Raw genomic sequence first — 13,312 nt, 5'->3', positions numbered from 1 at the left:
TAAGCCCGACATGCAGAGCGACGGCGAGCGGATGTTGGGCGGTCTGCTGCGTGCCAGCCATCTGACCACGATGGAGGATCTGCCACGGCTGGTCGCCGAGCATGCCGCGCTGGTCGGCTTCTCCCACACCATGATCTACCTGATCGACCTGCAGATGAAGGTCCTGCTGCCGATGACGGGCCAGCGGGACGAGCACGGTGAGGGGCTCTCCCCCATCCGCATCGAGACCACCCTGGCCGGGAGGGCCTTCCGGGATCTCGAGGTCGTCGCGGCCCGGCTCGCCGCCGACCCCGGCGAGGGCGAGCCGGTGGAGCCGGGCTCGCCCGCCGGCCCCCGCCGGCTGTGGGTGCCCATGCTGGACGGGGCCGAGCGGATCGGCGTGCTCGGGGTCACCGTGCCGATGGACGATGAGATCAACCGGTCGCGGGCCCAATGGCTGGGAACGATGGTGGCCCTGCTGGTCGAGAGTAAGCGCGACCGCAGCGACAGCCACGCCCGCCTGGTGCGTACCTGCCCGATGGCCCTGTCGGCCGAGGTGCTGTGGAACCTGGTGCCCCCCGAGACCCTGGTCAACGACCGCGTGGTGATCAGTGTCGCGTTGGAACCGGCCTACAACGTGGGCGGAGACGTCTTCGACTACGCCATCGAGGAGAACACCGCACACCTGTCCGTCTTCGACGCGATGGGCCACGACGCCGCCGCCGCGCTCACCGCGACGATCGCCGTGGGCTCCTACCGCAACAGCCGTCGCCATGGCCTGGACCTGGTCGCGGCCAGTGAGGCGGTCGACGAGGCCATCGCCGACCAGCTCGGCGGTGACCGTTTCGCCACCGGCATCCTGGCCACGCTCGACATCGACACGGGCTGGCTGACGTGGATCAACCGGGGCCACCACCCGCCGCTGGTCCTGCGGCAGGGGCGGCGGGTCGCCACCTTGGACGAGGCGCCGCCGGCGCCGCCGATGGGCATGGCACTCGGGCTGTCCGGCGAGCTCGCCCGCTACCAGCTCGAACCCGGCGACCGGCTGCTGTTCTACACGGACGGCATCATCGAGGCGCGTAACCCCGAGGGAGAGCCGTTCGGCATGGAACGCTTCACCAGCTTCGTGATCCGCCGCGAAGCCGACGGCGTGTCCGCCCCGGAGACCGTCCGCCGGCTGATCGTCAGCGTCCTGGACCACCAGCAGGGCGTCCTGCAGGACGACGCGACGGTGCTGCTGGTCGAATGGCGCACCCAGCGGCACCGCAAGTTCGCGCTGTGACCACACCATGAACACGCCATGACCATGCTCTGGGCGATGCTCTGGACGACGCCGAGGAGGCGCGGTCAGCTGTGGGCTCGCAAGCAGGATGATCAGGCCGCGGCACGCGGCAGCAGGCACCCGGCGCTTTCGCGGACCGCCTCGATGGCCTCCCAGTCGCCCGTGCTCAGACCGGCCAGGGCGGCGGGGAACACCCCGTCCTGCTCTTTGAGGATGTGGCGGCGCAGGACGTCGAGGACGTCCAGGAGCCGCCGTGGCCAGGCCGGGTCGCCGGGGACGCCCGATGCGGCGTCTCCGGCCTCGCCGAGCACCGCCTCGACCCGCCGGTGCTCGGCCTCCAGCGCCGCGATCTGGTCGGGGAAGTCGGCGGCGAGCGCCGGGAACAGGCCGTGCTCCTCGACCTGCGTGTGCGGCTCCAGAATGGCCGCGATCCGCCGGGCCAGCTCGGCCATGAGACCCACGTCCCCGTTCCGGTGCGCGGTCCGCACCTCTCCGATCAGATCGACGACGGCATCGTGCTCACGCGTCAGCTCGTCAATGGTCGCCAGCGCCTGGCAACCGCAGTACTCGCACATTCGCACCCCCCCTTGCGCGGCCTCCATGCGCGGCCTCCATCCCAACAGGCCGCCCACGCGAAGTCTCCCTCGTACGGCACGGCCGCGGGCAGGGACCTTCGTCACCGGCCGCCGGGCCGTCGGTCGGTGAAACAGCCGGGGGAACCGGCCACATTCCCAGGTGGACATTGTCATGCAAGCAGGTGCTTGCCTATTATCGGGGCATGGCGGAAGATGTCTTCAAGGCATTGGCCGACCCCACCCGCAGGAAGATCCTCGACGAGCTGGCCGAGCGGAACGGCCAGACGCTGTTCGAGATCTGCTCGAGGCTGGTGGCCAGGCACGGGCTGGGATCGTCCCGCCAGGCGATCTCACAGCACCTCGCCGTGCTCGAAGCCGCCGGTCTGGTGAAGACCCGGCGGCAGGGCCGGTACAAGTTCCACGACTTCGACAGACGACCACTTGAGCACATCGCCGACCGATGGCTCAGGCAGGAACCACCGGAGACCCCATGAGAATCAACCTCGCAAGCGTCCTCGTCGACGACCAGGACAAGGCCCTGCGCTTCTACACCGAGGTGCTGGGCTTCGTGAAGAAGACCGAGATCCCGCTCGGCGAAGCCCGATGGCTGACCGTGGTCTCACCTGATGACCCCGACGGTGTCGAGCTCGTTCTCGAACCCGACGGGCACCCCGCCGTCAAGCCCTTCAAGGAAGCGCTGATGGAAGACGGCATACCTTTCACCTCGTTCGCCGTCGACGACGTCCGCGCGGAGTTCGAACGGCTGCGCCGGCTCGGCGTACGGTTCACCCAGGAGCCGCTCGAAATGGGACCGGTGACCACCGCGGTGCTCGACGACACCTGCGGCAACCTCATCCAGATCGCCCAGCACTCATAGCGCCGGCGAAGACGGCAGCTCACCGGCACGTCCTCAACTGCCGCAGGGTGTAGCCGTCGCCCGCCGGATCCAGAGGCCTGGTGGCCTGCTTGAACAGGTATTCCGCCCGCTCGTAGGACAGCCGCCGGCGGCCCGTCTCCGGGCACAGGTCGGCCTCCCGCGGCGTCCGCGACGGCCCCGGCCGCCGGTCGGCCAGGAACACCGGGCCCCTGGCCCGGCCGGCCACCAGTTGGGGCAGCAACCGGGCCGTGCCCGACCGCCAGCTCACCCAGGCGCCGCCCACCCGGGCCCGGCGATCCTCCAGGTCCAGATGCTCGACGTTCAGCGACAGAACAGTTCGCACCCCGGCAGCCGACTCGTGCAGCAGCCGCCACAGGGTCCGCTCGCGCAGCGGCACGTCGGCGCGGCTCCACAGCGCCTCCAACCGCGCAGGGTCGATGCCCTTGACCGGAGAGCGGGTCTCGGCACGGCGGTCCAGGCCCGCCGCGAGATCACCCAGCGACGCCCAGACGCAGAAGGACCGCACAGCCGACCGGTGCCGGTTCCACGTCCTGGCAGCCGCCCCTCCCCACGCCGCCGCGAACACCCGCGCCACCTGCTCGGAAGTCACCGACGCCAGCGGCGCCCCCTCCCCCAACGCCAGGCACAGGCGACGCAGCGTCTGCCCGTACGAGCGGACGGTAGCGGCATCGAGGTCGTCGCGATCCAGGAACGCGCGTGCCGCCCGTCCAAGCGTGTCGCCGGCCGCCTCCCCGCCGATCTCGCCGGTGATCTCATCGGCGCGGCGCCGCAGGAACACGCGCTCGGCGTCGTTCCTGGTGAGTGACGCGGCTCGCTCGAACTCCCGCCGCGCCTCCTCATGCCGTCCCGCCCGCAGCAGGAGATCACCCCGGACACTCGGCAGGAGGTGATAATCCCGCAATGCCGGGTCGTCGGCCAGAAGGTCGACCAGGGCGAGGCCCGCCTGCGGCCCGCGCGCCATCCCGACGGCCACAGCCCGGTTGAGCTGCACGACCGGCGTCGGTACCAGCCGGACCAGCGTGTCGTACAGCGCCGCGATCCGCGCCCAGTCGGTCTCCTCAGCGGTCCGCGCCCGGGCGTGGCACACCGCGATCGCCGCCTGCAGCACGTACGGCCCCGGCGCGCCGCCGACCTCCCGGGCACGCAGCATCGCGGCGAACCCGCGGCGGATCAGCAACTGGTCCCAGCGGCCGCGGTTCTGCTCATGCAACTGGACGGGCTCGCCCGAGGGCCCGGTCCGCGCGGCCGAGCGGGACGCCTGGATCTCCATCAGCGCGACCAGCCCGTGCACCTCGGCCTCGTACGGCGCCAGCTCCGCCAGCAGCCGCCCCAGCCGCAGCGCCTCCAGGCACAGCCCCGGCCGCATCAGATCGTCCCCCGAGGTCGCCGAATACCCCTCATTGAAGATCAGGTAGATGACCTCGAGCACCGACGACAGGCGACCGGCCGGCTCGGCGCCGTCCGGCAGCTCGAACGGCACCCGCTCCTCGGCCAGCGTCCGCTTCGCCTGCGCGATGCGCCGGGTGATCGCCGGCTCGTCGGCGAGGAACGCTCTGGCGATCTCCGCGGCGGTCAGCCCGCCGAGGAGGCGAAGCGTCAGCGCGACCCGCGCCTCGGTCGGCAGCACCGGGTGGCAGGAGATGAACATCAGCCGCAGGACGTCGTCCTGCTCGGACTCGACCGGCGGCTCGGGATCCTGCTGCCGCTCCAGCTCATGGGCGAGCTGTTCGTGCTTGCGCTCGGCCCGCTGGGAGCGACGGATGTGATCGATGGCGCGGCGTTTGGCCGCGGTCGTCAGCCAGGCGCCGGGATTGTCGGGGACGCCCGAGCCGGGCCACTGCTCCAGCGCGGCGACGAGCGCGTCCTGGGCCAGCTCCTCAGCGAGGCCGACGTCGTTCACCATCCGCGCGAGGCCAGCGATGATCTTGGCCGACTCGAGCTTCCAGACCGCGTCGATTGTGCGATGGACGTCCGTCACCGGACGATGACAGCACCGCCCCGGCCCGCTCGCAAGCGCGGGGCGGCGCTCCCGGTGGTCTCGACGTCGGCTCGGCGCCGCGGGCTCAGGGCCCGAAGACCTGCTGGATCACGGTCTCACCGTCGCCGACGATCCCGCGGAACCGGCGGGTGAACTCGATCGCCTCCTCCCGGGAACGGACCTCGATCAGCGCGAAGCCGGCCACGGCCTCCTTCGCCTCGGCGAACGGCCCGTCGGTCACGGTGATCTCATCGCCGCGGGACGTCACGCGCACGCCGCCCGGTTCGAGGCCGCCGGTGGCCAGCAGAACGCCCGCCGCGCTCAGTTCCTCGACGAACTTGGCCATCTCCGCGTACAGCCGCTCGTCCGGCTCGGGAGTCGTGTCAGTGACCTTGGACATCATCAGGTAGCGCATCAGACTCTCCTTCGGTTTCCGTTGCTCTGCCCAAGCGTCGAACAACCCGATGTGACAGGGAACGCCACCCGCCGGCCATCACACAGCAGCCGGTACAGCCCGGGCCGCAGCGCAAGTTCACATCGAAATGATGGGCTTCGCCCGTCTCAGGTTGAGAGCCAACTCCTCACGGTTCTGCCACGCGTGACGGACCCACGCGGGCTGGCCGGAGGCGGTACGCCAGGATTCGCTCAGCGGGCGTTGTCCACGGTGTCGAACCCGAATTGGTCGTATAACCGCGTGACGATTTCCACGGCCTCGGGGTAGTCGCTCGAAACCGACAGCGCCAACCGCTTCGGGTCGCCTGCCGGGCGGGCGGCGCTGAACAAGCGCGGGGCCTGGATGTGGGTGAACGCCTTGGCGACCTTCGACGTAGGGAGCTGCTCCTGGCGAAGTTCGTGCACCGTCTTCTCGCCGGAGTCGATCACCGGGAAGTGGCCGTCGCGCCAGCTCATGTAGTTGTTCGTGTCCAGCACGACCTTGCCCGCGAGTTCCTCGACGGGCATGTCGTTGACGAGTTTGAGGGGAACGGCGATGACCACCAAATCACCCGCGGCCGCGGCTTCCGCGGCATAGGCGGCACGGGCTGACGGGCCGAGTTCGTCGATGAGGTCTTTCAGGGTCTCGGTCACAGGTGCCTTCACCTCGGAGCTTCGATGAGAAATGCTGCTCGCTGCGCGATCGCGCCGTGCGTCGCACCTGGCGCCCGAACGGGTTCACCCGAACGCGGCACCGCGCGCCTCACGTATCGGAGCGGCCGAACCCTTGCCGTCCCGTGTCCGTGTGGGCAGGTCCGCCGAGGCCAGGAGGGCCAGCTTGTCCGCGTCGTCTGATTCGGGGTCCGGGTGGTAGATGACGAGTTTCAGGCTCTCGGCCCCACCCACGCTCAGCCGCTCTCTGTTGAGGGTGAGTTCTCCGACCTGTGGGTGATCGAGCCGTCGGCTCGACGTGACCGACGATGCATCGGTGAACAACGCGCTGGCGACGATTGGTGCAGCCGAGGGCCGGCTCGACGTCTTGGTGAACAACGCGGGCATCCTGCCGGCCGGAGACGTCGACGGCCCCTTGGCGCTGCGTGCCTTCGACACCAACGCGGTGGGGATCGTGCGCGTCACGGAGGCGGCGCTCCCCCTGCTGCGCAAGTCCTCCAACCCCACCGTCGTCACCGTTTCGAGCAGCGCCGGGTCGTTCTGGGCGGTAACCAACCCCGACCGGCCCGAGTTCCACCTGTCTCTCGCTCTCTACTCTGCGTCCAAGGCGGCGGCCACCATGCTGACGGTCCAGTACGCCAAGTCCCAGCCGGGCATCAAGTTCAACGCGCTGGAGCCCGGCCCCACCGCCACGGACATGACTGCGGCCTTCGGGATCGGAAGACCACCCGAAGAGAGCGCCAAGGCTGTAGTGGGTCTGGCGACCCTCGACACGGACGGACCGACGGGAACCTTCCAGGACGAGAACGGGGTACTGCCCTGGTAGCCCGCGTAGGAACCTTCGAGGGAACCACCAACCAGTTCATCAAGAGCTGACACCGGCACCAGTTCGCCGCCTTCGCGACCCGGCCCATGTGCGCCGAATCAGTCGAGCAGTGCGGTTGCCTCGACCTCAACGAGCACATCCGGCTCGAAGAGGTAGTCGACACCGATGAGGCTGGCCGGCGGCATGGGAAGCGGGAGGCTGATCTCTTCGGCGACCGCCTCTACGCCGGCCATGAAGTCGCCGATCTTCTCCGGGTTCCACTGGGTCACGTAGAACGTCAGGCGCAGCACGTCCGCGAACGAGGCACCCGCGCCCGCCAGGCCGAGGGCGGCGTTCCGCAGGGCCTGGGCGACCTGCCCGGCAAGATCGCCGGGGGCCACCGGGGTTCCGTCGGCCAGGCGGGCGACCTGCCCGCTGACATGTACCTGAGTCGTGCCCCTGCCGACGGCCACGTGGTGGTAGGGGGTGGGCTGCATCATGCCTTCCGGCGTGAAATGCTGGACAGTCATGGCCGTTTCTCCTTCTCAAAGTAAGTATCCATAAGATATCTAGTAGAAGAAGGACACTTCAACGAGACCAGGTTTCACCATGGATACCGACGGCGAACTCCGCATCGACGCCCCGCACCGCGAGCTCCTCGATCAGGTGCTCGACAAGTGGTCCCTCGGTGTACTCAACGAGCTCTGCGAACGCCCCTGCCGCTTCAACGAGCTCCGCCGGGCCATTCCCGCGGTCACGCAGAAGTCGCTGACCGCCACCCTTCGCCGACTCGAGCGCAACGGGGTGATCGAACGCGAGGTTGTCTCCACCCGTCCGGTGGCGGTCAGGTACCGGATCACGCCGCTCGGCAAGACCCTGCGGCAGCCCATCGACGTATTGCTGGCGTGGGCCTCGGAGCACATGCCCACCATCGAACGCGCGCGCGACGCTTTCGATACGCGGGAAGAGACAAGCCTCTGAGCCTTCACCCCTGACCGGTACCGGCCAGGCTCACATTCGGCCACGCCTCAGAGAAACAGGCCCCCAGCACCTGACCGAACACGCTCGGGATGAACATCAGGCCACGCCCCCCGAGCCGAAGCCGATGGTCGCCGCCTCTCGCCATCCGCGCCGTCGCGCCGGCTCTGCGCGGCGATCTCCGTACGCCCCGGCCGGCTTCCCGGCCGTCGGGCTGCTCCTGACCTTCACATCGGCCGGTCCTACTAGCCAGGTGGCAGCGCCGCCACGACTTCACGGCGGTTCCTGGTGTATCGCGACGTTGATCCCGCTCCTCACGGCGGATACGGTGACCGCATGTCCGATTCCTCCCCCCGGGATGGGCGGTTGCGCCGATACTGGGACCGCCAGGCAGAGTCGTACGACCGGCAGATGGTCTTCGCCGAGCGCCGCTTCTTCGCCGACACCCGCGCATGGGTGTGCGGGCAGGCAACCGGCGACGTCCTGGAAGTGGCCGTGGGCACCGGACTTAATCTCAATCACTACTCGCATGACGTCCGGCTGACCGGCGTGGAGTGGAGCCCCTCCATGCTGGCGGTCGCCCGGCGCCGCGCGGACGAGACCGGACGCCGGGTCGATCTCCAGCAGGGTGACGCACGGACACTGGGCTTCACCGACGGCCGCTTCGACACGGTCGTCTGCACGTTCTCACTGTGCGCGATCGAGGACGAACGTAAGGCACTCGCCGAGATGGCGCGGGTGCTCCGCCCGGGCGGCCGGCTGCTCCTGGCCGATCACGTGGAGTCGTCCGCCTGGCCGGTACGCGGGCTGCAGTGGCTGATCGACGCCTTCAGCGTGCCCATGTACGGGGAGCACTGGCGCCGCCGTCCACTGCGTGACGTGCGCACGATGGGATTCGACATAGAGCGGCACGACCGGTTCAAGCTCGGCATCATCGAACGCTTCGCCGCCCGCAAACCCGGGGGCTCCTCTCGGTGAGGTTGTTGGTGGTGTTCGGCCGACGAGGCAGAGATCGCTGAGGTTCTGCCCCTTCCCGCGTTCTTTACATTGTAGATTCATACTATGATCAGCGGGTGTGAACGTGCCTGCCATGCCGCCCGCCCCGCCCGAGCGTAAGCTGCCCGAGCAGGCCGCACCCGACCCCTACCACGTGTACCTCGACGGCCTCCCCAGCTCTGAGTCCCGGCGCACCATGCGGGGCTGTCTCGATCGCATCGCCCGTCTCATCACCGGCGACCCCCAGGCCACCGGTGCGGGCCAGCCCTGGGAACTGCTGCGGTACGAGCACACGGTCAAGCTGCGCACGCTGATGCGTGAGCAGGGGTGGTCTCCAGCCCACGTGAACAAGCACCTGGTCGCGCTGCGCCGGGTGCTGAAGGAGGCCTGGCGGCTCGGGTTGATGAGCGGCGAGGACTACCAGCGGGCCGCCGACCTTCCGGCCTACGCACACACGCGGGTGCCGGCGGGGCGGCATGTCCAGGCCGAGATCCTCACCGCGACGCTCGCCGCGTGCGACGAGGACCCCTCCCCCGCCGGAAGGCGGGACGGGGCCATGCTCGCGGCGCTGTACTCGACCGGCTGCCGGCGGGCGGAAATCGCCGGTCTCACACTGGCCGACCTCGATTTGGACGCCAGGTCCCTGCGTGTGCGCGGCAAGGGCGACAAGGAGCGTCTGGTCTACCTCACAGCGGAGGCGGTCGAACGGCTCGAGCTGTGGCTGGACGTGCGGGGCAGGTCGTCGGGTCCGCTGTTCTGCCCCATCAACAAGGCGGGACGGCTACGGCCGGCCCACATGACCGGGCAGGCCGTAGCCGACATCGTCTCCCGCCGCCTGGCCTCGGCCGGCGCGTCGAAGCGAACCCCGCACGACTTCCGCCGCACGTTCATCGGTGAGCTCCTCGACGCCGGAGTCGACCTCGCGACCGCCCAGGCCCTGGTCGGCCATGCCTCCCCCGCCACCACCGCACGCTACGACCGCCGCCCGGAGCGCCGACGCCGCGAGGCCGTCGACAGGCTGAACATCCCGCCCGCCGACCGGTCTCGGTGAGCACGGTTCGGGTGATGAGCGCGTGAGGTGGCCGCCCGGCGGTAGGTCATCGTGCGTGGGCCGAGCGACGGGGAACCACCGCCCGGCCCACCCGAATCAGGGGCTGGTGCAGGTGGCAGTGGGGGTGGCCGCGCTGCCGCTACCGGTGAAGCCGAAGGTGGTGGACGAGCCGGCCGCGATGTTGCCGTTGTACGACTCGTTGCGGACGGTCACGCTGGAGCCGGACGCGCTCAGCTTGCCGTTCCACAGTTGGGTGATGGACTGTCCGCCTGGCCAGGTCCACTTCACGGTCCAGCCGTTCACCGCCGAGCCGCCCGCCCGCACCGTCACCTCCGACTGGAACCCACCCGGCCAGCTGTGACCGTCTTCACCGTCGCCGTACAGGCCCCGTCACCACCCGGCGGGTTCGGGGACGGCGAAACCGGCGGATTCGGCGTCGGTGAGACGGGCAGGGGCTGGTCGGCGGGTTCGAACTGCCGCCGTTGAGGGCGTTGAGCACCGAGGTGTAGGCGGGCTTCTTGTTGCCGCCGCCGTCGAACAGGAGTGGGTTCTGACTGGAGCGCCAGGAGTCGCTGTCGCGGACGCCCCACACGGTGATGCCGACGCAGCGGGAGACGGCCAGGCAGTCGTTGACGATGTTGGCGTAGGTCGTGGCGGAGGCGCCTTCGACGTCGAGCTCGGTGATGGCGACGTCGACGCCGAGGGCGGCGAAGCTCGACAGGGTGGTGCGGAAGTTGCTGTTGTAGGCACTGCCGCTGTTGAAGTGGCCCTGCAGGCCCACGCAGTCGATCGGCACGCCGCGCTGCTTGAAGTCCTTGACCATGTTGTAGACGCCCTGCGTCTTGGCCCAGGTCCAGTTGTCGATGTTGTAGTCGTTGTAGCAGAGCTTGGCCGCCGGGTCGGCGGCGCGGGCGGTGCGGAAGGCGACCTCGATCCAGTCGTTGCCGGTGCGCTGGAGGTTGGAGTCGCGGCGGCCGCCGGTGCCGTCGTCGAAGGCCTCGTTGACCACGTCCCAGTAGGGGATCTCGCCCTTGTAATGGGCCATGACCCCGTTGATGTGGTCGATCATGGCCTGGCGCAGCGCGCTGCCCGACAGGGACTGCATCCAGCCGGGCTGCTGGGAGTGCCCGGCCAGGGTGTGACCGCGGACCTGCTTGCCGTTCTGCACGGCCCAGTGTAGACCCGGTCGGCGCTGGTGAAGTTGAACTGACCCCGGTTGGGCTCGGTGGCGTCGATCTTCATCTCGTTCTCGGCCGTCACCATGGTGAACTCACGGTTGGCGATCGTGGTGTAGACCGAGTCGTTCAGCTTGCCCGCGCTGATCGCGGTACCGAAGTACCGGCCGCTCTGCGCGGCCGCCGCGCCCAGCGTGCTCGCCGCGGCGTCGGCGGGAACCGACACCGCCGACAGCGCTGTGATCGTACCGATCAACGAGGCGATGCAGGGCGTACGGCCCGGGCGCAGCGTCCGGCCTGGGCGCGGAGTGCGTCGGCGAGCTCGGCCGGGCCGCTGACGAGCGTGAAGTCGGCGTCCACCGAGGTGATCATCCAGACCAGTGCCGACGGAGTTTCGGCGCCGACGTGCAGCAGACAACTGTGGTCGTCCACCGCTTCGACGGCCCCCATGCCCGGCCACACCCGGTCGGCCACCGCCGCCGCGGACTCATGCAGGGTAACTGTCGCCTGGAACGGCCAGGCCCCCGCCGAGAGCCTCCTCGCCAGATAGGTCGCGACGTCGCCGTCGGGGGGTTGCCTGGGTGCGAACCGAGGGCCGGTGGGCGTGCGGGGAACCATGCGGTCCACCCGGAAGGTGCGCCAGTCGTCGCGTTCGGTGTCCCAGGCGACGAGGTACCAGCGCCGATGGAAGCTCACCAGGCTGTGCGGCTCGACGGACCGCAGTGATTCTCCGCCGCGGGCGCCCGTGTAGTCGAAGCGCAGCCGTTCGCGGCGGCGGCAGGCGCCGGCGATCGTCATCAGCGTGTCCGCGTCCACCCTGGGCCCGGGGCCGCCGACCCGGACGGTCGCCGTCTGCAGCGTGTTCACCCGATGGCGCAGCCGAGGCGGCAGGAGCTGTTCCAGCTTGACGAGTGCCCGCAGAGACGTCTCCTCGATGCCTGCGATCGACCCGCCAGCGGCCGTATGCAGCCCGAGCGCCACGGCCACCGCCTCGTCGTCGAGCAGCAGCGGCGGCAGCGACGCGCCCGCCCCGAGTTGATAACAGGCGGTGCCCCGGGTGGCGTGCACCGGATAACCGAGGTCGCGCAGCCGCTCCACGTCCCTGCGCACGGTGCGCGTGGTGACGCCCAGGCGGGCGGCGAGCTCGGAGCCGGACCATTCGCGATGGGTCTGCAGGAGCGACAGCAGCCTGAGCAACCGTGCGGAAGTCTCCAACATGTCACCAAGATTGCCCGGCCTTAGGACCGAAGCCGTCCTAACCGGCTCCTAACGTCGCAGTCATGACCGATTCCCAGCAGGGCATCCGCCCCTTCCGTATCGATATCCCCCAGTCCGAGCTCGACGACCTGGCAGCCCGGCTGGCCGGCACCCGCTGGCCGGACGAGCTTCCCGGCGTGGGCTGGAGCCGCGGAGTTCCGCTGGACTACCTGAGGGAGCTCGCCGAATACTGGCGTACGGGCTACGACTGGCGGGCGCACGAGGCCGCGCTCAACGAGCACCCGCAGTACCTCACCGCCATCGATGGGCAGAGCGTCCACTTCCTGCACATACGCTCTCCCGAGCCCGACGCCACGCCGTTGCTGCTGCTGCACGGCTGGCCGGGCGGCGTAGTGGACTTCCTCGACGTCATCGGCCCGCTCAGCGACCCCCGCGGGCACGGCGCCGACCCCGCCACCGCCTTCCACCTGGTGATCCCGTCACTTCCGGGATTCGGATTCTCCACACCGCTGGCCGGCCCGGGCATGAACGCGGCCAAGATGGCCGCTGTGCTCACGCGACTGATGGCGCTGCTCGGTTACGAGCGGTACGGCGTGCAGGGCTACGACACCGGCGCGTGGGTGGCCCCGCAGATGGGCCGGCAGGCCCCGGATCATGTCATCGGCGTCCACATCAACGCCCTGCTCACCTTCCCGGTCGGTGAGGAAGGCGAGATGGACGGCCTGTCGGATGTGGAGCAGAGACGCTGGGACCGGATGCAGAACTTCAACGACGGCTACCTGCAGTGCAACTCCAAACGGCCGCAGACCGTGACGTACGGCCTGCACGACTCGCCCGTCGGCCAGCTCGCCTGGATCGTGGAGAAGTTCAAGGAGCTCACCGACCCGGAGGAGGGGCTGCCCGAGGACAGCATCGATCGCGACCGCATCCTGACCGACGTCTCGCTGTACTGGCTGACCGGCACGGCCGGATCGGCCGCACAGATCTACTACGAGGAGATCTCCGCGAACGACTGGGGCCAGACTGGCGCCGAGGACGGTGGGGAATGGGGCGCGGGCGACTGGGCGGTGGTCCAGCGCCGGACGGTGCCGACCGGCGTGCTGGTCTCCGCCCATGACGTGACCATCCGCCGATGGGCCGAGCGCGACCACGACGTCGCACGCTGGACCGAACTCGACAGGGGCGGCCACTTCCTCGCGATGGAGGCCCCCGATCTACTGGTCTGCGACGTCCGCGAGTTCTTCCAGAAGCTACGCTGACCCGATCATGCCGG

General features: G+C 69.5%; 15 protein-coding genes and 3 pseudogenes. 8 read left to right on the top strand and 10 right to left on the bottom strand.

Annotated features, from left to right (window positions below; translation table 11 throughout):
* Positions 1–10 precede the first annotated feature (10 nt).
* The gene (locus Mth01_RS04095) at positions 11–1,261 is read left to right on the top strand and encodes a PP2C family protein-serine/threonine phosphatase (protein ID WP_204011414.1); all 1,251 of its coding nucleotides are present in this window, start codon (positions 11–13) and stop codon (positions 1,259–1,261) included.
* 92 nt (positions 1,262–1,353) lie between these two features.
* Here the strand turns inward: Mth01_RS04095 and Mth01_RS04090 are convergent, their stop codons facing one another.
* Positions 1,354–1,863, bottom strand: coding sequence for a hemerythrin domain-containing protein (locus Mth01_RS04090; RefSeq protein WP_204011412.1), 510 nt, complete (start codon positions 1,861–1,863; stop codon positions 1,354–1,356).
* Positions 1,864–2,039: 176 nt separating this feature from the next.
* Here Mth01_RS04090 and Mth01_RS04085 point away from each other — a divergent pair, with 176 nt between their 5' ends.
* Together Mth01_RS04085 and Mth01_RS04080 are read left to right on the top strand one after the other, a co-directional pair.
* Complete coding sequence (locus tag Mth01_RS04085) at positions 2,040–2,330, top strand: ArsR/SmtB family transcription factor (RefSeq protein ID WP_204011408.1); 291 nt, start codon at positions 2,040–2,042, stop codon at positions 2,328–2,330.
* Positions 2,327–2,713, top strand: a complete 387-nt coding sequence (locus Mth01_RS04080) for a VOC family protein (protein WP_204011406.1) — start codon at positions 2,327–2,329, stop codon at positions 2,711–2,713. Before Mth01_RS04085 ends, Mth01_RS04080 begins: the two co-directional genes overlap by 4 nt.
* A gap of 19 nt (positions 2,714–2,732) precedes the next feature.
* On the opposite strand, the pseudogene Mth01_RS30340 reads toward Mth01_RS04080, so the two are convergent.
* The 5 genes and pseudogenes from Mth01_RS30340 to Mth01_RS04060 all read right to left on the bottom strand — a co-directional run.
* Positions 2,733–3,338, bottom strand: a pseudogene (locus Mth01_RS30340) (RNA polymerase subunit sigma); the annotation flags it as partial.
* Positions 3,339–3,491: 153 nt separating this feature from the next.
* Positions 3,492–4,637, bottom strand: a pseudogene (locus tag Mth01_RS30335) (RNA polymerase sigma factor); the annotation flags it as partial.
* A gap of 160 nt (positions 4,638–4,797) precedes the next feature.
* Positions 4,798–5,127, bottom strand: coding sequence for a YciI family protein (locus Mth01_RS04070; RefSeq protein WP_204011404.1), 330 nt, complete (start codon positions 5,125–5,127; stop codon positions 4,798–4,800).
* A gap of 230 nt (positions 5,128–5,357) precedes the next feature.
* The gene (locus tag Mth01_RS04065) at positions 5,358–5,798 is read right to left on the bottom strand and encodes an NADPH-dependent F420 reductase (protein ID WP_204011402.1); all 441 of its coding nucleotides are present in this window, start codon (positions 5,796–5,798) and stop codon (positions 5,358–5,360) included.
* Positions 5,799–5,882: 84 nt separating this feature from the next.
* Positions 5,883–6,203: an MmyB family transcriptional regulator gene (locus Mth01_RS04060; RefSeq protein WP_204011400.1), complete on the bottom strand. Its 321-nt coding sequence runs from the start codon at positions 6,201–6,203 to the stop codon at positions 5,883–5,885.
* Between Mth01_RS04060 and Mth01_RS04055 the strand changes: the two genes are divergently transcribed.
* A complete protein-coding gene (locus tag Mth01_RS04055; RefSeq protein WP_239089336.1) occupies positions 6,133–6,642 on the top strand; it encodes an SDR family NAD(P)-dependent oxidoreductase in 510 nt (169 codons plus the stop codon). The genes Mth01_RS04060 and Mth01_RS04055 overlap by 71 nt on opposite strands.
* Before the next feature lie 98 nt (positions 6,643–6,740).
* On the opposite strand, the gene Mth01_RS04050 is transcribed toward Mth01_RS04055, so the two are convergent.
* Complete coding sequence (locus Mth01_RS04050) at positions 6,741–7,151, bottom strand: RidA family protein (protein WP_204011393.1); 411 nt, start codon at positions 7,149–7,151, stop codon at positions 6,741–6,743.
* Between the two features lie 79 nt (positions 7,152–7,230).
* Between Mth01_RS04050 and Mth01_RS04045 the strand changes: the two genes are divergently transcribed.
* The 3 genes from Mth01_RS04045 to Mth01_RS04035 all read left to right on the top strand — a co-directional run bounded on the left by Mth01_RS04045 (position 7,231) and on the right by Mth01_RS04035 (position 9,646).
* A complete protein-coding gene (locus Mth01_RS04045; RefSeq protein ID WP_204011391.1) occupies positions 7,231–7,602 on the top strand; it encodes a winged helix-turn-helix transcriptional regulator in 372 nt (123 codons plus the stop codon).
* Between the two features lie 333 nt (positions 7,603–7,935).
* On the top strand, positions 7,936–8,577 hold the full coding sequence (locus tag Mth01_RS04040; protein ID WP_204011389.1) for a class I SAM-dependent methyltransferase: 642 nt from the start codon (positions 7,936–7,938) through the stop codon (positions 8,575–8,577).
* A gap of 97 nt (positions 8,578–8,674) precedes the next feature.
* Positions 8,675–9,646, top strand: coding sequence for a tyrosine-type recombinase/integrase (locus Mth01_RS04035; RefSeq protein WP_204011387.1), 972 nt, complete (start codon positions 8,675–8,677; stop codon positions 9,644–9,646).
* 96 nt (positions 9,647–9,742) lie between these two features.
* Here Mth01_RS04035 and Mth01_RS04030 read toward each other — a convergent pair whose 3' ends face one another.
* The 3 genes and pseudogenes from Mth01_RS04030 to Mth01_RS04015 all read right to left on the bottom strand — a co-directional run bounded on the left by Mth01_RS04030 (position 9,743) and on the right by Mth01_RS04015 (position 12,039).
* Complete coding sequence (locus Mth01_RS04030) at positions 9,743–9,949, bottom strand: cellulose binding domain-containing protein (RefSeq protein WP_239089344.1); 207 nt, start codon at positions 9,947–9,949, stop codon at positions 9,743–9,745.
* Between the two features lie 64 nt (positions 9,950–10,013).
* Positions 10,014–11,047: pseudogene (locus tag Mth01_RS04025) on the bottom strand (endo-1,4-beta-xylanase).
* Positions 11,048–11,073: 26 nt separating this feature from the next.
* Positions 11,074–12,039 (bottom strand): helix-turn-helix transcriptional regulator, encoded by a 966-nt coding sequence (locus Mth01_RS04015; protein WP_204011373.1) that lies wholly within the window; start codon positions 12,037–12,039, stop codon positions 11,074–11,076.
* 62 nt (positions 12,040–12,101) lie between these two features.
* On the opposite strand from Mth01_RS04015, the gene Mth01_RS04010 reads away from it, so the two are divergent.
* Complete coding sequence (locus Mth01_RS04010; protein ID WP_204011371.1) at positions 12,102–13,298, top strand: epoxide hydrolase family protein; 1,197 nt, start codon at positions 12,102–12,104, stop codon at positions 13,296–13,298.
* Positions 13,299–13,312: the final 14 nt, after the last annotated feature.

It is taken from the genome of Sphaerimonospora thailandensis (genome assembly GCF_016863115.1).
Classification (GTDB): domain Bacteria; phylum Actinomycetota; class Actinomycetes; order Streptosporangiales; family Streptosporangiaceae; genus Sphaerimonospora; species Sphaerimonospora cavernae.
This window is presented reverse-complemented; position numbering and strand designations above follow the sequence as displayed.